This window comes from Streptomyces sp. RKAG337, assembly GCF_023701715.1.
Classification (GTDB): Bacteria; Actinomycetota; Actinomycetes; order Streptomycetales; family Streptomycetaceae; genus Actinacidiphila.
Genome location: NZ_JAJOZA010000001.1, coordinates 1,307,617 through 1,331,608, shown reverse-complemented (window position 1 = coordinate 1,331,608; position 23,992 = coordinate 1,307,617). Strand labels below are relative to the sequence as shown.

Genomic DNA, 23,992 nt, shown 5'->3' with positions numbered 1-23,992 from the left:
GGTCTTGCCAGAGCGGGTAAGGCGCTTCTACGTTCTTCCACACGGCCGGAATCTACGTGCGTAGACCGGACGTGATGCCACGTCAGAGGAGCTGCTCATGAGCAACGTTGTGCGTGCCGCGCTCGTCCAGGCGACCTGGACCGGTGACACCGAGTCGATGATCGCCAAGCACGAGGAGTACGCCCGGGCCGCGGCCGCCCAGGGCGCCAAGGTCATCGGCTTCCAGGAGGTGTTCAACGCCCCCTACTTCTGCCAGGTCCAGGAGGCCGAGCACTACCGCTGGGCCGAACCGGTCCCCGACGGACCCACCGTCCAGCGGATGCAGGCGCTCGCCCGCGAGACCGGCATGGTGATCGTCGTGCCCGTCTACGAGGTCGAGCAGTCCGGCTTCTACTACAACACCGCCGCGGTCATCGATGCCGACGGAACCTTCCTCGGCAAGTACCGCAAGCACCACATTCCGCAGGTCAAGGGGTTCTGGGAGAAGTTCTACTTCAAGCCGGGCAACCTCGGCTGGCCGGTCTTCGACACCGCGGTCGGCCGGATCGGCGTCTACATCTGCTACGACCGGCACTTCCCCGAGGGCTGGCGCGCCCTGGGGCTGGCCGGCGCCCAGCTCGTCTACAACCCGTCGGCGACCTCACGCGGGCTGTCCGCCTACCTCTGGCAGCTGGAGCAGCCCGCCGCCGCCGTCGCCAACGAGTACTTCATCGCCGCCATCAACCGGGTGGGCCAGGAGGAGTACGGCGAGAACGACTTCTACGGCACCAGCTACTTCGTCGACCCGCGCGGCAAGTTCGTCGGCGAGGTCGGGTCCGACACCAAGGAGGAGCTGGTCGTCCGGGACCTGGACTTCGACCTGATCGACGAGGTGCGCCAGCAGTGGGCGTTCTACCGGGACCGCAGGCCGGACGCCTACGGCGACCTCACGGAGGCCTGATCGTTATGGCCACTGTGACCGAGAACCTGCACTCCGCCCTGCACGCCCGCCACCAGGCCGTCATGCCCGACTGGCTCGCCACGTACTACAGCGAGCCCATCGAGATCACCCACGGCCAGGGCCGCCATGTCTGGGACGCCGAGGGCAACCGCTACCTCGACTTCTTCGGCGGCATCCTGACCACGATGACCGCGCACGCCCTCCCCGAGGTCACCGCCGCCATCACCGAGCAGGCCGGGAAGATCCTGCACTCCTCGACGCTCTATCTGAGCCGGCAGACCGTCGACCTGGCCGAGCGCATCGCCCGGCTGTCCGGCATCCCGGACGCCCGGGTCTTCTTCACCACCTCCGGCACCGAGGCGAACGACACCGCGCTGCTGCTCGCCACCGCCTACCGGGGCTCGAACCAGGTCCTGGCGCTGCGCAACAGCTACCACGGCCGCTCCTTCACCTCGATCGGCATCACCGGCAACTCCGCCTGGTCGCCGACCAGCCTCTCCCCGCTCCAGACGCTGTACGTGCACGGCGGCGTCCGCTCCCGCGGCCCGTACGCGCATCTGGACGACGCCGCGTTCACCGCCGCGTGCGTCGAGGACCTGGAGGACATCCTCGGCCAGGCCAACGGCAGCGTCGCGGCGCTGATCGCGGAACCGATCCAGGGCGTCGGCGGCTTCACCTCGGGGCCGGACGGGCTGCTGGCCGCGTTCAAACGGGTCCTGGACCGGCACGGCATCCTGTGGATCACCGACGAGGTGCAGACCGGCTGGGGCCGGACGGGTGATCATTTCTGGGGCTGGCAGGCCCACGACCAGGCCGGCCCGCCGGACATCCTGACCTTCGCCAAGGGCATCGGCAACGGCATGTCCATGGGCGGTGTCGTGGCCCGCGCCGAGGTCATGAACTGCCTGACAGCGAACTCCATCTCGACCTTCGGCGGCAGCCCGATCACCACCGCGGGCGCGCTCGCCAACCTGACGTACCTCGTCGACCACGACCTGCAGGGCAACGCCCGCCGGGTCGGCGGGCTGCTCAAGTCCCGGCTGGAGGCGATCAGCGCCGCGCTGCCCATCGTCCGCGAGGTGCGCGGCCGGGGTTTGATGCTCGGCCTCGAACTCGTCGAACCCGACACCGGCGAACCGTCGGCGCAGGCCGCGAGCCTGGTGCTGGAGGCGGCCCGCGAGTACGGGCTGCTGATCGGCAAGGGCGGCCGGGCCGGCAACGCGCTGCGGATCGCACCGCCGCTGACGCTCAGCGTCGCCGAGGCGGAAGAAGGCGCGAGCGCCCTCGCGGACGCGCTCAGGCAGACCCAGGACAAGCTCGCCGGAGGCAGGTCATGAGCACCGAACGTACCGTCGTCCGCGGCGGACTCGTCATCACCGCGGCCGAGGAGATCCACGCCGATGTGCTGATCGAGGGCAGCCGGGTGGTGGCCCTCGCCGCCCACGAGTCGGCCGTCGCGGAGAGCTGGACCTCCGGCGACGCCCGGATCGTCGAGGCCGCCGGCAAGTACGTCATCCCGGGCGGTGTCGACGCGCACACCCACATGGAGCTGCCCTTCGGCGGCACCGCCGCGTCCGACACCTTCGAGACCGGCACCCGGGCCGCGGCCTGGGGCGGCACCACGACGATCGTGGACTTCGCCGTGCAGAGCGTCGGCCACTCGCTGCGCTCCGGCCTGGACGCCTGGCACGCCAAGGCCGACGCCCAGTGCGCCATCGACTACGCCTTCCACATGATCCTCTCCGACGTCAACGAGGACACGCTGAAGGAGATGGACATCCTGGTGGAGGAGGGTGTGACCAGCTTCAAGCTGTTCATGGCCTACCCCGGCGTCTTCTACAGCGACGACGGCCAGATCCTGCGCGCCATGCAGCGCTCCGCCGGCAACGGCGGCCTGATCATGATGCACGCCGAGAACGGCATCGCCATCGACGTCCTCGTCCAGCAGGCGCTGGCGGCCGGCCACACCGACCCCCGCTACCACGGCGAGGTCCGCAAGGCCCTGCTGGAGGCCGAGGCCACCCACCGGGCCATCCAGCTCGCGCGGGTGGCGGGCTCCCCGCTGTACGTCGTGCACGTCTCCGCCGAGGAGGCGCTCGCCGAGCTGGTGCAGGCGCGCGACAAGGGCCTCAACGTCTTCGGCGAGACCTGTCCGCAGTACCTCTTCCTGTCCACCGACAACCTCGCCGAGCCGGGCTTCGAGGGCGCCAAGTACGTCTGCTCCACACCGCTGCGCCCCAAGGAGCACCAGGAGGCGCTCTGGCGGGGGCTGCGCACCAACGATCTCCAGGTCGTCTCCACCGACCACTGCCCGTTCTGCTTCACCGGGCAGAAGGACCTCGGCCGGGGCGACTTCTCCAAGATCCCCAACGGGCTGCCGGGCGTGGAGAACCGGATGGACCTGCTGCACCAGGCGGTCGTGGACGGCCGCATCAGCCGGCGGCGCTGGATCGAGATCGCCTGCGCCACCCCGGCCAGGATGTTCGGCCTCTACCCGCGCAAGGGCACCATCGCGCCGGGCGCCGACGCCGACATCGTCATCTACGACCCGCACGCCGAGCAGGTCGTCTCCGCCGAGACCCATCACATGAACGTCGACTACTCGGCGTACGAGGGGAAGCGGCTCACCGGACGGGTCGAGAGCGTCCTGTCGCGCGGCGAGCCCGTGATCACCGACCGGACGTACGTGGGGCGGGCCGGTCACGGCCAGTACACCCCGCGCAGCACCTGCCAGTACCTCATCTAGGAGCAGCGCCATGGACTTCGGCCTCGTCCTGCAGACGGATCCGCCCGCTTCCGGTGTCGTCGGCCTCATGCGCCGCGCCGAGCGCAACGGGTTCACGCACGGCTGGACCTTCGACTCCGCCGTGCTCTGGCAGGAGCCCTTCGTCATCTACAGCCGCATCCTCGAACACACCCGCACACTGATCGTCGGCCCGATGGTCACCAACCCCGGCACCCGCACCTGGGAAGTGACCGCGTCCACCTTCGCCACCCTCAACTCCATGTACGGCAACCGCACGGTGTGCGGCATCGGGCGCGGCGACTCGGCGATGCGGGTCGCCGGGCGCAAGCCCAACACCCTCGCGCGCGTCGGCGAGGCGATGGGCGTCATCCGCGACCTCGCCGAGGGCCGCGAGGCGTCCGTCGACGGCACGCCCATGCGGCTGCCGTGGGTGGAGAACGGGAAGCTGCCCGTCTGGATGGCCGCCTACGGGCCCAAGGCGCTCGCCCTGGCCGGCGAGAAGGCCGACGGCTTCATCCTGCAGCTGGCCGACCCGTTCCTCACCGAGTGGATGATCCACGCCGTGCGGGAAGCGGCGTCGGCCGCCGGCCGCGACCCGTCCGCCATCACCATCTGCGTGGCCGCGCCCGCCTACGTCACGGACGGCAGCGACGAACAGCTCGCGCACGCCCGCGAACAGTGCCGCTGGTTCGGCGGCATGGTCGGCAACCACGTCGCCGACCTGGTCTCCCGCTACGGCGAGCACTCCGGCCTGGTGCCCGACGAGCTGACCGCGTACATCAAGCAGCGCCAGGGGTACGACTACGCCCACCACGGCCGCTCGGGCAACCCCGACACCGCCTTCGTGCCCGACGAGATCGTCGACCGCTTCTGTCTGCTCGGCCCGGTCGAGGCGCATCTCGCCAAGCTCGAACACCTCCGCGGGCTGGGCGTCGACCAGTTCGCGCTGTACGACATGCACGACGCCAAGGAGTCGACCATCGACGCCTACGGCGAGCACATCATCCCCGCCCTGAGATGACCCCGAGATGAGGTGCCGATGCCCATAACCGCAAGCCCGGGTGACCGCGTCGAACTGCCGGCCGGCGCGGCCCTGCCCGACACCCGGTTCGCCAACGACGACCTGCTGCCCGTCCCGGTCGCGCGCCGCACGTGGACGACGTACAACTTCACCGCGCTGTGGATCGGGATGGCGCACAACATCCCGTCCTGGACGCTCGCCTCGGGTCTCGTCGCGCTCGGCATGGACTGGAAGCAGGCGGTTCTCACGATCGCCCTGGCGAACGTGATCGTGCTCTTCCCGATGCTGCTCACCGGGCACGCGGGACCCCGGTACGGCATTCCGTTCCCGGTACTGGCCAGGGCCTCGTTCGGACTGCGCGGGGCGAACCTGCCGGCGCTGGTGCGAGCCGCGGTGGCCTGTGCCTGGTTCGGCATCCAGACCTGGATCGGCGGGCAGGGCATATTCATCCTGCTCGGCAAGATCTTCGGCGGCGGCTGGGCGGACGTGGGGAAGATCGGCGGCTATCCGTGGACCATGTGGCTGTGCTTCGTGGTCTTCTGGGTCCTCGAACTGGCCATCATCTACCGGGGCATGGACACCCTGCGGCGCTTCGAGAACTGGGCCGCGCCGTTCGTCCTGGTCGGCGCCGTCGTGCTGCTGATCTGGATCACGGTGAAGGCCGGCGGCCTGGGGCCGCTGCTCGACCAGCCCTCGAAGCTCGGCTGGGGCAGCGACTTCTGGCCGGTCTTCTTCCCGTCGCTGATGGGCATGATCGGCTTCTGGTCCACCCTGTCGCTGAACATCCCCGACTTCACCCGCTTCGGCGCCGGCCAGCGGGCCCAGATCTGGGGCCAGTCGCTGGGCCTGCCCACGACGATGACGTTCTTCGCGCTGCTGTCGGTCCTGGTCACCTCCGGATCGCAGGCCGTCTACGGAGCGGCCATCTGGAACCCGGTCGAGCTGGCCGCCAAGACCGACAACGTCTTCGGCCTGGTCTTCGCGCTGGTCACCGTGCTCATCGCCACCATCAGTGTGAACATCGCGGCCAATGTGGTGTCACCGGCCTACGACCTGTCCAACCTCGCGCCGAAGTACATCGACTTCCGCACCGGGGCGCTGATCACCGGAGTGGTGGGCGTGGTGATCTTCCCGTGGAAGCTCATCGAGACCCCCGAGTTCTACATCTTCACCTGGCTGGGCGTGGTCGGCGGGCTGCTGGGAACGGTCGCCGGCATCCTCATCGCCGACTACTGGATCATCCGCCGCACCGTCCTGGACCTGGTGGACCTCTACACTCCCGGCGGCCGCTACTGGTACACCGCAGGCTGGAACTGGCGGGCGGTCGCGGCCTTCGCCGTCGGCGGGGTGCTGGCGGTCGGCGGCTCCCACTCGGAGCCCGGCAAAGGCCCCTTCCCCGCCGACGGCATGATCCCGTTCCTCAAACCGCTCGCGGACTACGGCTGGGCCGTCGGCCTCGGCTCCGCGCTCGTCCTCTACACGGCCCTCATGCACCCCCTGCTCCGGCGAACCGTACGACAGGACGCGGCCCCGGTCTGATTTGATGGAGCCATGGTCAACGAGGTCAACGAGGAGCTGCTCGCCGCCGTCGAGCGGGTGGTGCGGACCGTGGTCGCCGAGGAGGTCACGCCACGCTGGCGGCGGCTCGCGGCCGAGGACGTGATCGAGAAGAACGGCCCCTACGACCTGGTGACCACCGCCGACCGCCGGGCGGAGGAACGGCTCACCGAGGAGCTGACCGCGCTGCTGCCGGGCTCCGTGGTCGTCGGCGAGGAAGCGGTCAGCGCCGACCCCGGCGTCCTCAAGCGGCTGGATGGCGACGACCCGGTGTGGGTCGTCGACCCGGTCGACGGCACCGCCAACTTCGTACGCGGCGAGGACGGTTACGCGACGCTCGTCACCCTCGTGCAGGGTGGCGAGCCGCTCGCGTCCTGGACCTACGTCCCCGAGCGGGGGCTGATGGCGACCGCGCGGCGCGGCGCCGGCGCGTATCTCAACGGGCAGCGGATGCGCACGGCCGCCGCACCGGACGGCACCCTGCGGGTCTCGACGTCGAACCCGGTCTTCCGCACCGACCAGGAGCGGGTGCTGCTCGGCCGGCTGGAGGCGGCCGGCGCGGCGACCCGCGCGTGCACCTGCGCCGGCATCGAGTACCTGGAGCTGGCCAGGGGCGGGGTCGACGGCGTCGCCTTCTTCTGGGAACTGCCCTGGGACCACGCCGCCGGGCTGCTCCTGGTGACCGAGGCCGGCGGCGCGAGCCTGACGGTGGCCGGTGAGCCGTTCCGTATCCCCGGTGGCAACGCGTTGCCGTTCTCCATCGCCCGCGACGCGGAGACCGCGCGGCGGATCATCGAGCTGATGGGCGTGTGATGAGCCGGACCGCAGTAGTGGACGTGGTGGTCGTCGGGGCCGGGCCGAACGGGCTGACGGCCGCGGCCGAGCTGGCCCGCGCGGGCCTGTCCGTGCAGATCTACGAGGCGGCCGACACGATCGGCGGCGGCGCCAGGACCCAGGAGCTGACGCTGCCGGGCTTCCGGCACGACCCGTGCTCCGCGGTGCACCCCATGGGCGCCGGCTCGCCCGCGTTCAAGGCGCTGCCGCTGCGCGCGCACGGCCTGGAGTGGCTGCATCCAGAACTGCCGATGGCGCACCCCTTCCCGGACGGCACGGCCGCGCTGCTGTCGCGTTCGGTGGGGGAGACCGCCGCGTCGTTCGGCGCCCATGACGCCGTCCGGTACCGGCGGCTGGTGGCCCCGTACATCGGCCACTGGAACACGATGGCCGCCGATCTGCTGCGGCCCCAGTGGCGCGGGGTGCCCATCGACCCCTACCGGTTCGCGCGGTTCGGTCTGACCGGGCTGCCGCCGGTCGCCCTGCTGGCCCGGCGCTTCCGCGACCCCAAGGCCCGTGGTCTGCTGGCCGGTCTGGCCGCGCACGCGATCACCCCGCTCACCGCACCGCTCACCGGCGCCACCGCCCTGATGTTCGCGCTCGCCGCACACGCCGTCGGCTGGCCGATCGCGCGCGGCGGCTCGCAGGCGATCTCGGACGCCCTCGCCTCGTACCTCACCGAGCAGGGCGGCGTCGTCCACACCGGGGTGACGGTGCGCAAGCTCGACGAGCTGCCGCCCGCGCGGGCCTACGTCTTCGACACCTCCCCGACCGCACTGGCCCGCATCGCCGGCCTCGGCGACGCCTACCGCAACTTCAGCTACGGCCCGTCCGTCTTCAAGATCGACTACGCACTGGACGGTCCCGTCCCCTGGAACGCGCCCGACGCCCGCCGCGCCGGCACGGTCCACATCGGCCCGACGTACACGGAGATCGGCGACGCGCTCAACCGGGCGGTCAGCGGCCGGCCGCCGCAGACCCCCTTCCTCATCACCTCGCAGCCGACGGTCGTCGACCCCTCCCGCGCCCCGCGGGGCAAGCACGTCTTCTGGGCCTACGGCCACGTCCCGCACGGCTGGCACGGCAATGCCACCGACGCCGTCGAGCGGCAGATCGAGCGCTTCGCGCCCGGCTTCCGCGACCTGGTCCTGGCCCGCGCCGTCGCGGGACCGGCCGAACTCGCCGCCCACAACGTCAACTACGTCGGCGGTGACATCGCCTGCGGCGCCTTCGCCGGGCTCCAGACCGTGCTGCGCCCGAAGATCGCCTGGAACCCCTACGCCACCGCCCGACCCAACGTCTTCCTGTGCTCCTCCGCGACCCCGCCGGGCCCCGGAGTACACGGCATGAGCGGGCACCACGCGGCCCGCTCCGTCCTCAGGTCCCTGGCGAAGCGAGCGCGCTGAGCAGCGCGGGCAGCGCTGTGCCGATCGGTTCCCGCACCACCTCGGCGGCCAACTCGTCGTAGGGCGTGGGCTCGGCGTTCACGATCACCAGCCGCGCCTCGTGCTCGGCCGCGATGCCCGCCAGTGACGCGGCGGGCTGCACCCGCAGCGTCGTGCCCACGGAGAAGAACACGTCGCACGCCTTGGCGATGGCCATCGCCTGCGCCAGCACCTCGGGGTCGAGCCGCTGCCCGAACATCACCGTCGCGGACTTCAGGATCCCTCCGCACACCAGGCACGGCGGGTCCTCCTCGCCGGCCGCCACCCGCTCCAGCGCGGTGTCCATGCCGCTGCGCGCATGGCACTTCGTGCAGACGACGGCGCGGGCCGTGCCGTGCAGCTCCAGCACCTTGCGGGCCGGCAGCCCCGCCAACTGGTGCAGCCCGTCGACGTTCTGGGTGATGACGCGGACCGGGACGCCGCACCGCTCCAGCTCCGCCACCGCGAGGTGCGCGGCGTTGGGGCGCGCGTGCCAGGTCTCGCTGTCGCGCCGCATGAGCCAGGCGCGGCGGCGGATGTCCGGGTCGGCCATGTACGTGTCGTAGGTGACGAGCTTCTCCGCACCGGGGTCGCGCCGCCACAGGCCGTTGGGGCCGCGGTAGTCCGGAATCCCCGAGTCCGTGGAGATGCCGGCCCCGCTCAGGATCGCCACGAGGAGCTTGCGGTTGCTCATCTCCGCAGCGTAGGGCCCAACACGGGTGCGGACGAGCGGGTTTCCGCCGCCTCGGACCCACCGCGTTGTCGTACCCGGCGGCTACGGTTTCGGGTATGACGGATCTTCGGGTATTGCATCGGCAGGCGCTGCGGACGGCGGAAGAGATCACCGGAAGGATCGGCGCGACCCGGCTGGATGTGGCCACGCCGTGCGGGGACTGGACGTTGCGGCAGTTGCTGGAGCACATGGTGGGGCAGAACCACGGCTTCGCCGCGGCGGCGCGGGGCGAGACGAAGGACCGGTCGGTGTTCGCCGACCGGCCGGTGGGGGACGACCCGGCCGGAGCGTTCGCGGCGTCGGCCGCCGATGTGGCGGCGGCCTTCAGCGAATCGGGGGTGCTGGACCGGAGGTGGTGGCTTCCGGAGATCCGTGACGGGCGGGCCTTCCCGGCGCCGGTGGCGATCGGATTCCACTTCGTGGACACGGTGGTGCACGGCTGGGATGTCGCGCGGGCGCTCGGCGTCGACGCGAAGTTCGACCCGGAGGTGCTGGAGGCGGCGCTGCCGGTGGCCGCTGCGGTACCGGCGGGGGAGAGTCGGCTGACCGCCGGCGCGGCGTTCGGGCCCGCGGTGGCCGACGGCGGTACGGGCGATCCGCTCGACCGGATCGTCGCGATACTGGGCCGCGCCCCGCAGTGGCCGCGGGACGCGTGACCTGCCCGTAGCGGCCGCGGGACGCCTGACGCCGTTCCGGCCCCACGGCCCGTTCCGCTGCTAGGAGTCGAGCAGGTCGCGGATGTCGGCGACGAGTGCGGCCGCCGCTTCGACGGCGGCCGCCGGATCGTCGAGCCGGGTCAGAACGTCCTCGGCGCGGGCACGGAAGTCCGGGGGCGTCCCGGGGAGCGCCGCGGCGGCCGCCAGCGCGCCCTTCTCGTTGAGGCACCAGGTGCGGTGGTGCGCGTGGAGGGACTGGGTGAGGACGCCGACCGCCCGGGACAGACAGAGCGCGACATGCAGTGTGTCGCCCGCGCGGGCGGACTTGCGGGCGGCGGCCACCGAGAACTCACCTTCCCAGGCGGCGGCGACGAGCGCCGCGCGCAACGGTTCGGGATAGTGCCGGGTCTGCTCCCGCAGGGCCGTCAACTCCCCGTCCCGATCGGCGAGTACGCGGCCCAGCGCGACCTCGCCCGGATAGGCGGGGGACCAGAAGCCGAGCGGGTGGCCGGGCTGTGTGCCGACCTCGTAGCGGCCGGCGCGGCAGTCGTCCCAGACGCGCTCGACGCGGTCGAGGTCGCGCAGGATCCAGTCGACCGGCAGCCCGTCGACCGTCAGCCAGGCGCCGCCGTTCACCCAGGGTCCCCAGCCGCCGGGGCCCGCGACCTCGACGGGTCCACCGGTGAACTCCGCCGCGAGGGCCGCCAGCGCCGCGGTGTCGGGCTCACCCCGGTAGTACAGGCCGAGGTCCCAGTCGGAGTCCGGGCGGTGGGTGCCGCGGGCCCGGCTGCCGCCGAGCAGCACACCCGCGATGCCCGGGAGACCGGCCAGCCGCTCGGCCATCGCGTGCACGGCAGGGCTCTCAGCGCCGGGGGAGGGGTGAGGGAGGAATCGTGGGACACGTTGCCAGCCTAGACGTGGCGGCTCTAGGCTTACCCACCAGTAAACTTACTCTGGAGTAAGGGTGGTGCCCGGCATGGCCGACATCGGCGATCTCGACCTCGACACGCTCGACTTCGGTACGGTCGAGCCGAAGGAATTCGCCCGCATCGTCAAGGAGCTGCCCGTCCGGCGGATCGCCGAGCTGATGAGCGGGCCGCAGCGCGAGCGCGTGCTCGACGAGGTGTTCAACCGGATGGAGACCCTCTTCAAGCCGGACGTCGCGGGGAAGCGTGATGCGCTCATCCGGTGGCGGATCACCAACGGCGACGACGCCCGCGACGTCTACGAGACGCATATCGCCGACGGCGCCTGCACGGTCTCCCGGCAGGACAGCGGCCGCGATCCGCAGCTCACCCTCACCATGGCCGCCCCGGAATTCCTCAAGCTCGTCTCGGGCAACGCCTCTGGCCCGGCGCTGTTCTTCACCCGTAAGCTCAAGATCCAGGGCGACATCCGCCTCGCCGGCGGACTGACGTACTTCTTCGACATACCGAAGGCGTGAGGGTGTAGATGCGGATACCCCGGCAGGCGGCGAGAGTCGCGGTGCTCGACCCGGCCGGAGCGATTTTCCTGCTCCGGTCGGACAACGAGGAAGTCGGCGTCCACTGGCTCATGCCCGGTGGCGGCCTCGACCCGGGGGAGACCCCCGTGCAGGGGGCGCTGCGGGAGGTGCTGGAGGAAACCGGCTGGTCGGATGTCGAACCCGGCGCTGTGCTGTGCACCTGGGAGCACGACTTCACCCGGGCCGGTGTGCCGGTCCGGCAGTTCGAGCACATCTTCCTCGGCAACGGCCCGCGCAGGCCGCCGACAGGTGATGTGAGCGGGGTTCACCAGGAGGACGGGATCCTGGAATGGCGCTGGTGGACCCCGGAGGAGCTCGCGGCGACCACGGAGGCGCTGTGGCCCCCGCAGTTGCCGGAGCTGCTCGCCCGGCTGCGCGACGAGGGCCCGCCGGAGCGTCCCGTCGAGCTCGGGTTCGTCGCCGGCACCGGCACCCGAGCCGGGTAGGCGCCCGGTGTTCACCACCCGGCCCACCCTCCAGGGCACCTTCGGCATGGTCTCCTCGACGCACTGGCTGGCGTCGCAGTCGGCGATGGCCGTGCTGGAGGACGGGGGCAACGCGTTCGACGCCGCGGTGGCCGCCGGCTTCGTCCTGCACGTCGTCGAACCGCATCTGAACGGGCCCGCGGGCGAGGTGCCGATCCTGCTCGCCCCGGCCGGCGGGCCGGTGCGGGTGCTGTGCGGGCAGGGGCCCGCCCCCGCCGGAGCGTCCGTCGGGCACTACCGGAGCCTCGGCCTGGACCTGGTGCCCGGCACCGGACCGCTGGCCGCAGCCGTGCCCGGCGCGTTCGACGCGTGGATGGTGCTGTTGCGCGACCACGGCACGAAGTCCCCCGCCGAGGTCCTGAAGTACGCCATCGGCTACGCCGAACACGGGCATCCGGCGGTCGCGGCGATCGGCGCGACCGTGGAGGCGGTGCGCACCCTCTTCGCGACCGAGTGGACCGCTTCCGCCGCGCTCTATCTGCCGGCCGGCCGGGCGCCGCGGCCCGGCGCCCTGCTGCGGAACCCCGCCCTCGCCGCCACCTGGCGGCGCCTGCTGCGCGAGGCCGACGCGCAGGTGGATTCGCGGGCGGCGGGCAGCGGGCGGGAGGAGCGGATCGAGGCCGCCCGGCGGATCTGGCGCTCGGGCTTCATCGGCGAGGCGCTGGCCGCCGCCGCGGCCCGCCCCGCGATGGACACCTCCGGCGAACGGCACGCCTCGACGCTCACCGGGGACGACCTGACCGGCTACGAGGCCCGCTACGAACCCCCGCTGACGTACGACCGGTTCGGCTGGACGGTCTGCAAGCCGGGGCCGTGGAGCCAGGGCCCGGTCTTCGCCCAGCAGCTCGCCCTGCTGCCCGACGGCTTCGGCTACGAGGAGCCCGGCTACGTCCACACCCTCGTCGAAGGCGCCAAGCTCGCGATGGCCGACCGAGAGGCCTGGTACGGCGACGCCGCGGAGGTCCCGGTCGGCGCGCTGCTGTCACCCGCGTACAACGCCGGGCGCCGGGCCCTGATCGGCACCGACGCGTCCTACGAGCTGCGCCCCGGCAGCCCGGACGGACGCGCGCCCCGGCTGCCGCGCTTCACCGTCGACAGCACGCCGCGGGCACCGGGCACGGGTGAACCGACCGTGGCGTCGGGCGAACCCGCCCCGGGATCAGCCGCCGCGCCCACCTCCGAACCGACCACCACCGTCGCCGCCGACGGCCGCACCCGCGGCGACACCTGCCATGTCGATGTCGTCGACCGCTGGGGCAACATGGTGGCCGCCACCCCGAGCGGCGGCTGGCTGCAGTCCAGCCCGCTGATCCCGGAACTCGGCTTCCCGCTCGGCACAAGGCTGCAGATGACCTGGCTGGAGGAGGGGCTGCCCAACTCCCTCACGCCCGGCCGCCGCCCACGCACCACGCTGTCGCCGTCGATGGCGCTGCGCGACGGTGAACCCGTCCTGGCGTTCGGCACTCCCGGCGGCGACCAGCAGGACCAGTGGTCACTGCACTTCTTCCTGGCCGTCGCGCTGGGCGGGCTCGGACTGCAGGAGGCGATCGACGCGCCCGGCTGGCACACCGACGGCTTCCCCGGCTCGTTCCATCCACGTGCCATGCGGCCCGGCAGCGTCACCGTCGAGTCCCGGCTCGGCGAGCGGGCGATCGGCGAGCTGCGGCGCCGCGGCCACCAGGTGACGGTCGGCGGCCCCTGGTCGGAGGGCCGGCTCTGCGCGGTCGCCCGCGACCCGGCGACGGGCGTGCTGTCCGCGGGCGCCAACCCGCGCGGCATGCAGGGCTACGCGGTCGGCCGCTGACCGGTCCTGCCGGTGTGATCCACCGCGGGCGCCGGGCCGACCCGGTGGCCGTTCTCCAGCTCCGCGGGTCCCGTGCCGGCCATCAGCGCGGTGAACCCGGCGCGGATCCGGCGTTCCATACCGGGCTGGACGAAGGTGCCGACCTGGTCGAGGGGGACCAGGTTCCAGGCGTCCAGCTCCTCCTTCTGCAGCTGGATCGCGCCGAGCTGGGTGCCGTCGAGCACCCCGCCGTCGTACAGGTACACCGCCAGCGGCGGTCGGCTGGGGCTGGTCACCCAGTCGATCGCGATGAGCGCGCCGGGGGCGATGTCCAGGCCGATCTCCTCGGCGGCCTCACGGCGCGCACCCTGCCGGGGCGATTCGTCCTGCCCCGACTCGATCGTCCCGCCGGGCAGAATCCACTTCTTCTCGCCCTCGCGGTAGTTGGGATCCACGAGCAGCACACGGCCTGCCCCGTCACGGAACAGCACCGCCGCTCCGGCGAGGATCTTCGGCAGACCGGCGATGTATGAGGCGTAGTCCTGGGTCACGGACCCAACTTACGCGGCTCGGACGTCGTCGAAAGGCGCGGCATACGCGAACGCGCCACGCAGTGCCGGATCGGCCGGATCGTAGCCGGACAGCGTCCGGACCTGGAAGTACGGCCGCCACTCGGGCACCGCGGGGGTGATCCCGTACTCCTCGGCGAGCCGGAAACCGAACCGTTCGTAGTAGCGGGGATCGCCGAGCAGGATCACCAGCGGCGCGCCCAGCGCGTCGCAGGCGCCGAGGGCGGTGTGCATCAGGGCCTTGCCGACGCCGGACCGCTGGTGGCCGGGGGCCACCGCCAGCGGGCCGATCGCGAGCACGGGCGTCTCCCCGACATGGCCGCGGGTGGCCAGCACATGCCCGGTCACCCGCCCTTCCCCGTCCGTCGCCACCAGCGACAGCTCGGGGAGCCACGCGTCGTCCGCCCGCAGCCGGTCGACCAGCAGCGCCTCGACGGTGCCGCTGCCCGCGGCCTGGCCGGGCTTGGTGAACGCGGCGGCGATGACCTCGCGGATCGCGTCGATGTCGGTGGCTCGTTCCCGTCGGATCAGCACCGGCGCACTGTGGCGCACCGCGCCGGGCCCGCGCAACGGAATTTCCGCCGCCGGTGCCGCGGTCCGTGCCTCGCCGGCACCGCTCAGGACATCCCGCTATGGTCGTGAATCTTCCGGTTTGCGGGGGTGGCGCGCTGGACCGGCCATGGGCAGGCGGCCGATGGCGGGATATGGTCCGAGCGGCGCGATGTTCCGTATCGGATGGGGAGTAAACGTGTCCGACGCTGCAAGACACACAACGGGGCGCGTGCTGATCGCCGCCGACAAGTTCAAGGGTTCGCTGACCGCGGTGCAAGTCGCCGAGCACGTCACGGCCGGCCTGCTGCACGTGGTGCCGGGGCTGACGGTCGAGTCGCTGCCGGTCGCCGACGGCGGTGACGGCACCGTCGACGCGGCGGTCGCGGCCGGCTTCGAGCGACGTGAGCTCCAGGTGACCGGGCCGCTGGGCGAGCCCGTGACCGCCACGTACGCCGTACGTGACACCACCGCCGTGGTCGAGATGGCCGAGGCCTCCGGCCTGCGGCACCTGCCGGAGGGCGTCTTCGCGCCGCTCACGGCCACCACCCACGGCACCGGTGAGCTGCTGCGCGCCGCGCTGGACGACGGTGCGCGCACCATCGTGCTCGGCGTCGGCGGCAGCGCCACCAACGACGGCGGGGCCGGCATGCTCGTCGCGCTCGGGGCCCGCCTGCTCGACGCGGACGGAGCGCCGGTCGGTCCCGGCGGCGGGGCGCTGGCCGCCCTCGCCACCGCGGACCTCTCCGGGCTCGACCCGCGGCTGGCCGACACCGAGGTGGTGCTCGCCAGCGACGTCGACAACCCGCTGCTCGGCCCGAAGGGCGCCGCGGCCGTCTACGGCCCGCAGAAGGGCGCCACCGAGCAGGACGTGGCCACTCTGGACGCCGCCCTCGGACGGTTCGTCGAGGTGCTCACCGAGGCCCGTGGCTCCGCCGCGGCGAATGCCGCGGAGGCGCCGGGAGCCGGTGCCGCGGGCGGTATCGGCTACGGAGCGCTCGTCGGGCTCGACGCGGCCTTCCGGCCCGGTATCGACGTCATGCTCGACGTTCTCGGCTTCGCCGAGGCGCTGGACCGCGCCGACCTGGTGATCACCGGTGAGGGCTCGCTCGACGAGCAGACCCTGCACGGCAAGGCCCCGGTCGGCGTCGCACAGGCCGCCCGCGCCCGCAACATCGACGTCGTCGCCGTCTGCGGCCGGCTCGCCCTGGCCCCCGGCGCTCTCGGCGGGGCCGGCATCCGCCGCGCCTACGCCCTGACCGACATCGAGCCGGACCCGGCCGTCTGCATGGCCCAGGCCGGCCCCCTCCTGGAGCGCGTCGCCCAGGCACTGGCCCGGGACTTCCTGGCGCCGTAGCGCAACGCGACACGGGCGGGCCGGAGATTCTCCGGCCCGCCCGTATCCATGCCGTGCCTCAGTCGACCAACCGGGCCGCCGCGAAGGCGAGCAGTTCGTCGAGGGCGATCTCCCGGGGCTCGCCGTCCTGGGTGTCCCACACCGCCACGTAGTACCTGTCGTGCCATTCGACGCGCCAGACATGGCGGTGCCGGTTCTCGAACTCGACGAAGCTGCCCGCAGAGCCGTCCAGCGCCCGCAGTTCCGACTCGAGGTTGCGCGGATCGGTGAAGCCGCGGCCTTTGTTCGTGCTGCGGCCCAGCGTCCTGGTGTTGGCGAAGCGCATCTTGAGGAACGGCAGCGGATCGCGGCCGAAGTCGTTCAGCCGCATCACCGAGAACCGGGTGAGCGCCTCGACCAGGGTCTCGTCGCCCGCGAACTCCGAGGCATAGGCCGGATAGGCGAGCCGGACGAATGGCGTGAGCTCGGGCCGGTCGTAGCCGTAGAACTCGTGCACCTCGGGAGCAATGAACACGACCGAGTCGAAGCGGAATCCGCCGGGCGCCGCGAATCCGTCCAGAGCGCCGAAGCGGGGATTGCGCGCGACGAGCTCCTCCTCGTGGGCGCGGGCGAAGGCCAGGGTCGCGACGGCGAGGTCCTGGTCGAACGAATCGCGTGCGTTCAGCTGCAGCAGCCGCTTGCCGTCCGCGGAGAGCGCCCCGGCGAAGTGCAGAGTCGGCGCGGGAGCCCACAGCCAAGCGTCGTCCAGGCCCGCCATTGGCGCCGCGTCGCGGAAGCCGGTGACCACTTCCCGGATGTCCATGAATCCTCCGTCGTCGGGTGTCCACGCCATGGGCGAGGAACGCGAAGGGCCCCGGGCGGATCGCCCGGGGCCCTTCTTCGCTGTACCGCGCACTCGGCGGCGGCGCCGTCACTGCTCGGCGCGCGCCTCACGGCGGTTGTTACGGAACGTGTTCACCCGTCGCGTCGTCGCGAAGAGCGGGATGACCGCCGCGGCGACGATCTGGAGTGCCGCACCGGTCTGGAGCAGCAGGTGCCCGCCCGGTACGTCCAGCGTCCAGGCCGCCAGGCAGCCCATGCTGATGAAGATCCAGGCCAGTGTGATCAGCGCGAGCCGGCCACGCGGCTTGGGGTACTCGACGCGGCTCATCATCAGCCACGCCACACCCACGATCGCCAGCAGCGTCGGGATGAACGGCAGCTCCAGCAGGACGACGGAGACGACCGTCATCGCGCCGAAGGGGCTCGGCATGCCCTGGAAGACCCCGTCCCGCACCGTGGTGCAGGAGAAGCGCGCGAGCCTGAGGACCACGGCGAGCAGGACCACGACGGCGGCCACCGCCGAGACCCGGCCGTGCGCATCGTCCGCGACCAGCCCCCACACCACCACGAAATACGCTGGCGCGAGTCCGAAGCTGATCAGGTCCGACAGGTTGTCGAGCTCCGCTCCCATCGCCGAGCTGCGGAGCTTGCGCGCCACCAGCCCGTCCAGGAGGTCGAAGACGGACGCCATCAGCATCAGGGTCACGGCAGTCGCGGCGTTGTGCCGCGCCATGCCGCCGTCGGCGGTGCCCATGAGGTGCGGCACCAGCACTCCGGTGGTCGTGAAGTACACGGCCATGAATCCGCAGATGGCGTTACCGAGAGTGAGGGTGTCCGCGATGGAGAGCCGGGTGGAGAGTGGGAGGTCGTCGACCTCTTCCTCCAGCTCGGTCACCCAGGGGGCCTGTGTGTCGGGATCAATCACGGTCAAGACGAGTCACCCCAGCCATGGTGGTCTGGCCGACCTCGACATCGGGCAGGACGCCCTCCGGGAGGTAGATGTCGACGCGGGAGCCGAAGCGGATCAGACCGATGCGCTCGCCCTGCTCGACCTTGCTGCCCGAAGGCACGTAAGGAACGATGCGGCGGGCCACTGCGCCGGCGATCTGCACCATCTCGATGTCGCCGAGTTCGGTGTCGAAGTGCCAGACAACGCGTTCGTTGTTCTCGCTCTCCTTGTTGAACGCCGGAACGAATCCGCCGGGGATGTGCTCCACGGAGGTGACGGTGCCCGCGAGCGGTGCGCGGTTCACATGGACGTTCAGTGGGCTCATGAAGATCGCGACGCGGGTGCGCCCGTCCTTCCACGGCATGATGCTCTGCACCACGCCGTCGGCCGGTGAGATCACCCGGCCCTGAGCGATCTCCCGCTCAGGGTCACGGAAGAACCACAGCATGCCCGCCGCCAGGGCGGTGGTGGGTACGGCCACGGTCGCCCAGCGCCCGGAGCGGCGGGCGCGGGTAAGGCTGACCGCCGCGGCGGCGACGGTCGGGAGGAGCCACGGCGACGCTCCGCGCGCGAGGCGGACCCGGCCGCGAGGTGCAGAGGAATGGCTGTGGGGCATGGAAGACCTTCGTAGCGGAGGGTGCCGCAAGATGGTTCTGGGGACGGCGGCTTTACCAAGATGGTATCGGTTGCCACCCACAACTCGGCAAGCGCGAGGGCGAGTCGATGGCCGGTAAGCGATGACTGGGTGTGACCTTCACCTCGGATATATCGCTTATATCAGGACATTTAACCCTGGATACGATACTCCTCAAGAAGCCTGCGGCCAATGATCATTTTCTGGATCTCAGCGGTTCCTTCACCGATGAGGAGCATCGGGGCCTCCCGGTAGAGCCGCTCGATCTCGTACTCCTTGGAGAAGCCGTACCCGCCGTGGATGCGGAAGGCGTCCTCCACGACCTCCTTGCAGTACTCCGAGGCCAGGTACTTCGCCATGCCGGCCTCGAGGTCGTTGCGGTGGCCCGAGTCCTTCTTGCGGGCCGCGTTGACCATCATCGCGTGCGCGGCCTCGACCTTGGTCGCCATCTCGGCGAGCTTGAAGGAGATCGCCTGGTGCTCGATGATCGGCTTGCCGAAGGTGTGGCGCTGTTGCGCGTAGGAGATCCCGAGCTCGAACGCGCGCTGTGCGACTCCGCAGCCGCGCGCCGCCACATTGACCCGCCCGACCTCGACGCCGTCCATCATCTGATAGAAGCCGCGACCGCTCTGACCTCCAAGAACGCGGTTCGACGGGATCCGGACGTCCTCCAGGATCATTTCCGTCGTGTCGACGCCCTTGTAGCCCATCTTCTCGATTTTGCCGGGGACCGTGAGGCCCGGCACCGACGGATTCGGACCGAAGCCCGGCTCCTTCTCGATGAGGAAGGTCGTCATCGACTTGTGCGGCTTGGCCGCCGCTTCCTCCGGGGACAGGCCCTCGTCGGTCTTGCAGAGCACGGCCACCAGGTTGGACGAACCGCCGTTCGTCAGCCACATCTTCTGGCCGTTGATGACGTAGTCGTCGCCGTCCCTGACGCCCTTGGTGCGGATCGCGGACACATCGGAACCCATGCCGGGCTCCGACATCGAGAACGCGCCACGCACCTCACCGGCCGCCATCCGGGGCAGGAAGTACTCCTTCTGCTCCTGCGTTCCGTGCTGCTTGAGCATGTAGGCGACGATGAAGTGAGTGTTGATAATTCCGGAAACACTCATCCATCCCCGGGCAATCTCCTCGACCGTGAGGGCGTATGTGAGAAGAGACTCACCAAGACCCCCGTACTCCTCGGGAATCATCAGCCCGAAGATGCCAAGTTCCTTGAGGCCCTCAACGATTTCGGTGGGGTACTCGTCGCGGTGTTCCAGCTCCGTCGCGACCGGCAGGATCTCCTTGTCCACGAAGCTGCGGACGGTGGAGAGGATCTCCCGCTGGATGTCGGTCAGCCCGTCGGTGTGCGCAAGACGCGTCATGTCACTTCTCCTGCAGCTCGGGGCGGCCGGGCTGCTCGCCGCCGCGTTCCTTGATGTACGTGGCCGTGGGAACCATGACCTTGCGGCGGAAGACGCACACCATGGTGCCGTCCTGCTTGTAGCCCTTGGTCTCGACGTGGACGATGCCGCGGTCGTCCTTCGACTTGGACGGCCACTTGTCCAGGACGGTGGTCTGCCCGTAGATGGTGTCGCCGTGGAACGTCGGCGCCACGTGCTTGAGCGACTCGACCTCCAGGTTGGCGATCGCCTTGCCCGACACGTCCGGCACGGACATGCCCAGCAGCAGGGAGTAGATGTAGTTCCCCACCACGACGTTCTTGCCGAAGTCGGTGGTGTTCTCGGCGTAGTTCGCGTCCATGTGGAGCGGGTGGTGGTTCATCGTGAGGAGGCAGAAGAGATGGTCGTCGTACTCGGTGACCGTCTTTCCGGGCCAGTGCTTGTAGACAGCACCGACCTCGAACTCTTCGTAAGTGCGACCGAACTGCACCGTCATACCTCCAACTTGTTCGCGAGCCGGATCTCGTCCACGATCCGCCCGATGATCTCAGTGATACCGAAGTCCTTCGGGGTGAACACCGCCGCCACCCCGGCGGCCCGCAGCGCCGCCGCGTCCGCCGGCGGGATGATCCCGCCGGCGATCACGGGTACGTCGTCCACCCCGGCCCTGCGCAGCCGGTCCAGCACGTCCGGCACGAGGGCCGCGTGCGAACCGGACAGGATCGACAGACCCACGCAGTGCACATCCTCGGCCACGGCCGCGGACACGATCTGCTCGGGGGTGAGCCGGATGCCCTGGTAGACCACCTCGAAGCCCGCGTCACGGGCCCGTACGGCGATCTGCTCGGCGCCGTTGGAGTGCCCGTCGAGACCCGGCTTGCCGACCAGCAGCCGGAGCTTGCCGCTGCCGAGTTCGGCGGCGGTCGCGGCGACCTTGCGGCGGACCTCGGCCAGCGGGGTGCCCGCCTCGGCGGTGACCGCCACCGGGGCGCTGCTGACGCCCGTGGGGGCGCGGAATTCGCCGAAGACGTCCCGCAGCGCCCAGGACCACTCGCCGGTCGTGACACCGGCGCGTACACAGGCCAGCGTGGGGGCCATCAGGTTCTCGCTGCCCGCCGCCGCGGCCTTCAGCGCCGCCACCGACTCCTGGGCGCGCTGCTCGTCGCGGTTGTCCCGCCAGGTGTGCAGCGCGCTCACGACACGGGCCTCGTTGGCCGGGTCGACGGTCATGATGGCGGTGTCGAGGTCGGCGGTGAGCGGGCTGGGCTCGGTGCCCTGGTACGAGTTGACGCCGACGATCTTCTCCTCGCCCGACTCGATGCGGGCGCGGCGCTCGGCGTGCGAGGAGACCAGCGCCGACTTCAGATAGCCGGACTCGACGGCGGCCATGGCGCCGCCCATCTTCTCGATGCGCTCCATCTCGGCCGTCACCAGGTCCATGAGCTCGGTGACCTTGGCCTCGATGACATGGCTGCCCTCGAAGATGTCCTCGTACTCCAGCAGGTCGCTCTCATGGGCCAGCACCTGCTGGATGCGCAGGCTCCACTGCTGGTCCCAGGGCCGGGGCAGGCCCAGCGCCTCGTTCCAGGCGGGCAGCTGCACGGCGCGGGCGCGGGCGTCCTTGGAGAGGGTGACGGCCAGCATCTCCAGGACGATGCGCTGGACGTTGTTCTCCGGCTGGGCCTCGGTCAGCCCCAGCGAGTTGACCTGCACGCCGTAGCGGAAACGGCGCTGCTTGGCGTCCTCGATCCCGTACCGCTCCCGGGTGACGGTGTCCCAGAGGCGGCCGAAGGCCCGCATCTTGCACATCTCCTCGATGAAGCGGACACCCGCGTTCACGAAGAAGGAGATCCGGGCGACCACCTCGCCGCGGCGGTCCTCCGGGATCTGCCCGGAGGCGAACACCGCGTCCAGGACGGCGATCGCGGTGGACATCGCGAAGGCGATCTCCTGGACCGGCGTGGCCCCGGCCTCCTGCAGGTGGTAGCTGCAGATGTTGATCGGGTTCCACTTGGGGATGTTGTTGACCGTGTACGTGATCATGTCGGTGGTCAGCCGCAGCGAGGGGCCGGGCGGGAAGACGTGCGTCCCGCGCGACAGGTACTCCTTGACGATGTCGTTCTGCGTCGTCCCCTGGAGCTTGGTGATGTCCGCGCCCTGCTCCTCGGCGACCACCTGATACATCGCCAGCAGCCACATGGCGGTGGCGTTGATGGTCATCGAGGTGTTCATCCCCTCCAGGGGGATGTCCTGGAAGAGCCGCCGCATGTCACCGATGTGCGAGACCGGGACGCCGACCCGGCCGACCTCGCCGCGGGCGAGGATGTGGTCGGGGTCGTAGCCGGTCTGGGTCGGCAGGTCGAACGCGACGGACAGGCCGGTCTGCCCCTTCGCGAGGTTGTTCTTGTACAACTCGTTGGACGCCTCGGCGGTGGAGTGACCGGCGTACGTCCGCATGAGCCACGGACGGTCCTTTTCGCGTCGCGGCATCAGATGTTCCGGAAGCGGTTGATCGCCGGGAGGTGCTTCGCGCGCATTTCGTGGTCGGTGACGCCGAGGCCTTCGCCCGGGGCGAGCGCCAGGACGCCGACCTTGCCCTGGTGGAGGTTGCGGTGCACGTCGTAGGCGGCCTGGCCGGTCTCCTCCAGGGTGTACGTCTTGGACAGGGTCGGGTGGATCTTGCCCTTGGCGACCAGCCGGTTGGCCTCCCATGCCTCGCGGTAGTTCGCGAAGTGCGAGCCGACGATCTTCTTGAGCGACATCCACAGGTACCGGTTGTCGTACTCGTGGGTGTAGCCCGAGGTCGAGGCGCAGGTGACGATGGTGCCGCCCTTGCGGGTGACGTACACGCTCGCGCCGAAGGTCTCACGGCCGGGGTGCTCGAAGACGATGTCGACGTCCTCGCCGCCGGTCAGTTCGCGGATCCGCTTGCCCAGCCGCTTCCACTCGCGCGGGTCCTGGGTGTGCTCGTCCCTCCAGAACTTGTAGTCCTCGGCGTTGCGGTCGATGATCGCCTCGGCGCCCATCGCCCGGCAGATGTCGGCCTTCTTGTCGCTGGAGACCACGCAGATCGGGTTGGCGCCGCCGGCCAGCGCGAACTGGGTGGCGTAGGAGCCGAGGCCGCCGGACGCGCCCCAGATCAGGACGTTGTCGCCCTGCTTCATACCGGCGCCGTTGCGGGACACCAGCTGGCGGTAGGCGGTGGAGTTGACCAGGCCGGGAGCGGCGGCCTCCTCCCAGCTGAGGTGCGCGGGCTTGGGCATCAGCTGGTTGGACTTCACCAGCGCGATCTCGGCGAGACCGCCGAAGTTGGTCTCGAAGCCCCAGATCCGCTGCTCGGGGTCGAGCATCGTGTCGTTGTGGCCGTCGGAGGACTCCAGCTCCACGGACAGACAGTGCGCCACGACCTTGTCGCCGGGCCGCCAGGCGTTGACGCCGGGGCCGGTGCGCAGCACGACGCCCGCGAGGTCGGAGCCGATCACGTGGTAGGGCAGGTCATGCCGCTTGGTCAGCGGCGACAGCTTCCCGTACCGCTCCAGGAAGCTGAACGTGGAGACCGGCTCGAAGATCGAGGTCCACACGGAGTTGTAGTTCACCGAACTGGCCATCACCGCGACGAGAGCCTCGCCGGGACCGAGTTCGGGGACCGGCACGTCGTCCAGGTGCAGCGACTTGCGCGGGTCCTTGTCACGGCTGTCGAGGCCGGTGAACATCTCGGCCTCGTCCTTGTGGACGGTGATGCCGCGGTACGACTCCGGCAGCGGCAGGGCCGCGAAGTCGGCGGCCGAACGGTCCGAGTTGTCCGAGCTGTCCGACGCGAGAATCGCGTCCAGAATTTCCTTCACGGGGTGCCTCCGGCGAAGCGCGACGTAGAAACGTTTGAGGGAACGTCGGCGAGGGCTGACGGGTGACTGGTGCCGTCGGTTCGGCGGGGGTGCTGCTCCCGTGACGGTCGCACGGGTGGAACCGGTGCGCGCGGTGGCGCGGTGGTTCCCCCGGACGGGATCCGGGGGTGCCTGTGACGCAGGCGTCCGGGCC

23 protein-coding genes are annotated in these 23,992 nt (G+C 70.8%); 12 read left to right on the top strand and 11 right to left on the bottom strand.

Translation table 11 applies throughout. From position 1 onward, the window contains the following. Positions 1-97 precede the first annotated feature (97 nt). The 7 genes from LNW73_RS05860 to LNW73_RS05830 are packed head-to-tail and all read left to right on the top strand — an operon-like array spanning position 98 to position 8,504. A complete protein-coding gene (locus tag LNW73_RS05860; protein ID WP_250989201.1) occupies positions 98-940 on the top strand; it encodes a nitrilase-related carbon-nitrogen hydrolase in 843 nt (280 codons plus the stop codon). Between the two features lie 5 nt (positions 941-945). Next, on the top strand, positions 946-2,277 hold the full coding sequence (locus LNW73_RS05855) for an aspartate aminotransferase family protein (protein ID WP_250978379.1): 1,332 nt from the start codon (positions 946-948) through the stop codon (positions 2,275-2,277). Continuing rightward, on the top strand, positions 2,274-3,686 hold the full coding sequence (gene hydA / locus LNW73_RS05850; protein ID WP_250989200.1) for a dihydropyrimidinase: 1,413 nt from the start codon (positions 2,274-2,276) through the stop codon (positions 3,684-3,686). The genes LNW73_RS05855 and hydA overlap by 4 nt, the downstream gene beginning before the upstream one ends. A 10-nt stretch (positions 3,687-3,696) precedes the next feature. After that, positions 3,697-4,707 (top strand): TIGR03842 family LLM class F420-dependent oxidoreductase, encoded by a 1,011-nt coding sequence (locus LNW73_RS05845; RefSeq protein ID WP_250978381.1) that lies wholly within the window; start codon positions 3,697-3,699, stop codon positions 4,705-4,707. Between the two features lie 18 nt (positions 4,708-4,725). Further along, a complete protein-coding gene (locus tag LNW73_RS05840) occupies positions 4,726-6,246 on the top strand; it encodes an NCS1 family nucleobase:cation symporter-1 (protein WP_250989199.1) in 1,521 nt (506 codons plus the stop codon). Positions 6,247-6,258: 12 nt separating this feature from the next. Next, positions 6,259-7,077 (top strand): inositol monophosphatase family protein, encoded by an 819-nt coding sequence (locus tag LNW73_RS05835; protein ID WP_250989198.1) that lies wholly within the window; start codon positions 6,259-6,261, stop codon positions 7,075-7,077. Continuing rightward, entirely contained in the window at positions 7,077-8,504 is a 1,428-nt protein-coding gene (locus LNW73_RS05830; RefSeq protein WP_250989197.1) for a phytoene desaturase family protein, read from the top strand. Before LNW73_RS05835 ends, LNW73_RS05830 begins: the two co-directional genes overlap by 1 nt. Here the strand turns inward: LNW73_RS05830 and LNW73_RS05825 are convergent. Then, a complete protein-coding gene (locus tag LNW73_RS05825) occupies positions 8,476-9,216 on the bottom strand; it encodes a Sir2 family NAD-dependent protein deacetylase (protein ID WP_250989196.1) in 741 nt (246 codons plus the stop codon). The two genes, LNW73_RS05830 and LNW73_RS05825, sit on opposite strands and share 29 nt — an antisense overlap. Before the next feature lie 95 nt (positions 9,217-9,311). Between LNW73_RS05825 and LNW73_RS05820 the strand changes: the two genes are divergently transcribed. After that, positions 9,312-9,911, top strand: coding sequence for a TIGR03086 family metal-binding protein (locus LNW73_RS05820; RefSeq protein WP_250989195.1), 600 nt, complete (start codon positions 9,312-9,314; stop codon positions 9,909-9,911). A 60-nt stretch (positions 9,912-9,971) separates the two neighbouring features. Here LNW73_RS05820 and LNW73_RS05815 read toward each other — a convergent pair whose 3' ends face one another. Continuing rightward, a complete protein-coding gene (locus LNW73_RS05815; RefSeq protein WP_250992816.1) occupies positions 9,972-10,754 on the bottom strand; it encodes a DUF4037 domain-containing protein in 783 nt (260 codons plus the stop codon). Between the two features lie 133 nt (positions 10,755-10,887). Here LNW73_RS05815 and LNW73_RS05810 point away from each other — a divergent pair, with 133 nt between their 5' ends. From LNW73_RS05810 to LNW73_RS05800, 3 genes are read left to right on the top strand one after another with little or no spacing between them, the layout of a single operon-like run. After that, positions 10,888-11,355, top strand: a complete 468-nt coding sequence (locus LNW73_RS05810) for an SCP2 sterol-binding domain-containing protein (protein ID WP_250989194.1) — start codon at positions 10,888-10,890, stop codon at positions 11,353-11,355. An 8-nt stretch (positions 11,356-11,363) separates the two neighbouring features. Beyond that, positions 11,364-11,861, top strand: a complete 498-nt coding sequence (locus LNW73_RS05805; RefSeq protein WP_250989193.1) for an NUDIX hydrolase — start codon at positions 11,364-11,366, stop codon at positions 11,859-11,861. A gap of 7 nt (positions 11,862-11,868) precedes the next feature. Then, a complete protein-coding gene (locus LNW73_RS05800; RefSeq protein WP_250989192.1) occupies positions 11,869-13,704 on the top strand; it encodes a gamma-glutamyltransferase family protein in 1,836 nt (611 codons plus the stop codon). Here LNW73_RS05800 and LNW73_RS05795 read toward each other — a convergent pair. Both LNW73_RS05795 and LNW73_RS05790 read right to left on the bottom strand, forming a co-directional pair. Next, entirely contained in the window at positions 13,686-14,234 is a 549-nt protein-coding gene (locus LNW73_RS05795; RefSeq protein ID WP_250978390.1) for an NUDIX domain-containing protein, read from the bottom strand. The two genes, LNW73_RS05800 and LNW73_RS05795, sit on opposite strands and share 19 nt — an antisense overlap. A 9-nt stretch (positions 14,235-14,243) precedes the next feature. Continuing rightward, positions 14,244-14,786 carry a GNAT family N-acetyltransferase gene (locus LNW73_RS05790; RefSeq protein ID WP_250989191.1) on the bottom strand — a complete coding sequence of 181 codons (543 nt, stop codon included), beginning with the start codon at positions 14,784-14,786 and terminating at the stop codon, positions 14,244-14,246. Between the two features lie 247 nt (positions 14,787-15,033). Between LNW73_RS05790 and LNW73_RS05785 the strand changes: the two genes are divergently transcribed. Next, a complete protein-coding gene (locus tag LNW73_RS05785) occupies positions 15,034-16,158 on the top strand; it encodes a glycerate kinase (RefSeq protein ID WP_138355548.1) in 1,125 nt (374 codons plus the stop codon). 58 nt (positions 16,159-16,216) lie between these two features. Here LNW73_RS05785 and LNW73_RS05780 read toward each other — a convergent pair whose 3' ends face one another. The 7 genes from LNW73_RS05780 to ccrA form a co-directional block, all read right to left on the bottom strand. After that, positions 16,217-16,960, bottom strand: coding sequence for a hypothetical protein (locus LNW73_RS05780; RefSeq protein WP_250989190.1), 744 nt, complete (start codon positions 16,958-16,960; stop codon positions 16,217-16,219). 108 nt (positions 16,961-17,068) lie between these two features. After that, positions 17,069-17,911, bottom strand: a complete 843-nt coding sequence (pssA, locus tag LNW73_RS05775; protein ID WP_138355547.1) for a CDP-diacylglycerol--serine O-phosphatidyltransferase — start codon at positions 17,909-17,911, stop codon at positions 17,069-17,071. Continuing rightward, positions 17,898-18,545 carry a phosphatidylserine decarboxylase gene (locus tag LNW73_RS05770; RefSeq protein WP_250978395.1) on the bottom strand — a complete coding sequence of 216 codons (648 nt, stop codon included), beginning with the start codon at positions 18,543-18,545 and terminating at the stop codon, positions 17,898-17,900. The genes pssA and LNW73_RS05770 overlap by 14 nt, the downstream gene beginning before the upstream one ends. Positions 18,546-18,715: 170 nt before the next feature. After that, complete coding sequence (locus LNW73_RS05765; RefSeq protein ID WP_250978396.1) at positions 18,716-19,936, bottom strand: acyl-CoA dehydrogenase family protein; 1,221 nt, start codon at positions 19,934-19,936, stop codon at positions 18,716-18,718. Position 19,937: 1 nt separating this feature from the next. Continuing rightward, on the bottom strand, positions 19,938-20,444 hold the full coding sequence (locus LNW73_RS05760) for a MaoC family dehydratase (protein WP_138355605.1): 507 nt from the start codon (positions 20,442-20,444) through the stop codon (positions 19,938-19,940). Between the two features lie 2 nt (positions 20,445-20,446). Next, positions 20,447-22,444 (bottom strand): protein meaA, encoded by a 1,998-nt coding sequence (locus LNW73_RS05755; RefSeq protein WP_250989189.1) that lies wholly within the window; start codon positions 22,442-22,444, stop codon positions 20,447-20,449. Next, positions 22,444-23,799, bottom strand: a complete 1,356-nt coding sequence (ccrA, locus tag LNW73_RS05750) for a crotonyl-CoA carboxylase/reductase (protein ID WP_250989188.1) — start codon at positions 23,797-23,799, stop codon at positions 22,444-22,446. Before ccrA ends, LNW73_RS05755 begins: the two co-directional genes overlap by 1 nt. Positions 23,800-23,992 lie beyond the last annotated feature (193 nt).

Coding starts and splice junctions, on each gene's coding strand:
- LNW73_RS05805 (WP_250989193.1), top strand. CDS start 11,364: ATGCGGATACCCCGGCAGGCGGCGAGAGTCGCGGTGCTCGACCCGGCC.
- LNW73_RS05770 (WP_250978395.1), bottom strand. CDS start 18,545: ATGCCCCACAGCCATTCCTCTGCACCTCGCGGCCGGGTCCGCCTCGCG.
- hydA (WP_250989200.1), top strand. CDS start 2,274: ATGAGCACCGAACGTACCGTCGTCCGCGGCGGACTCGTCATCACCGCG.
- LNW73_RS05860 (WP_250989201.1), top strand. CDS start 98: ATGAGCAACGTTGTGCGTGCCGCGCTCGTCCAGGCGACCTGGACCGGT.
- LNW73_RS05825 (WP_250989196.1), bottom strand. CDS start 9,216: ATGAGCAACCGCAAGCTCCTCGTGGCGATCCTGAGCGGGGCCGGCATC.
- LNW73_RS05815 (WP_250992816.1), bottom strand. CDS start 10,754: ATGGCCGAGCGGCTGGCCGGTCTCCCGGGCATCGCGGGTGTGCTGCTC.
- LNW73_RS05755 (WP_250989189.1), bottom strand. CDS start 22,444: ATGCCGCGACGCGAAAAGGACCGTCCGTGGCTCATGCGGACGTACGCC.
- LNW73_RS05780 (WP_250989190.1), bottom strand. CDS start 16,960: ATGGACATCCGGGAAGTGGTCACCGGCTTCCGCGACGCGGCGCCAATG.
- LNW73_RS05830 (WP_250989197.1), top strand. CDS start 7,077: ATGAGCCGGACCGCAGTAGTGGACGTGGTGGTCGTCGGGGCCGGGCCG.
- LNW73_RS05855 (WP_250978379.1), top strand. CDS start 946: ATGGCCACTGTGACCGAGAACCTGCACTCCGCCCTGCACGCCCGCCAC.
- LNW73_RS05820 (WP_250989195.1), top strand. CDS start 9,312: ATGACGGATCTTCGGGTATTGCATCGGCAGGCGCTGCGGACGGCGGAA.
- LNW73_RS05840 (WP_250989199.1), top strand. CDS start 4,726: ATGCCCATAACCGCAAGCCCGGGTGACCGCGTCGAACTGCCGGCCGGC.
- LNW73_RS05835 (WP_250989198.1), top strand. CDS start 6,259: ATGGTCAACGAGGTCAACGAGGAGCTGCTCGCCGCCGTCGAGCGGGTG.
- LNW73_RS05765 (WP_250978396.1), bottom strand. CDS start 19,936: ATGACGCGTCTTGCGCACACCGACGGGCTGACCGACATCCAGCGGGAG.
- LNW73_RS05810 (WP_250989194.1), top strand. CDS start 10,888: ATGGCCGACATCGGCGATCTCGACCTCGACACGCTCGACTTCGGTACG.
- LNW73_RS05845 (WP_250978381.1), top strand. CDS start 3,697: ATGGACTTCGGCCTCGTCCTGCAGACGGATCCGCCCGCTTCCGGTGTC.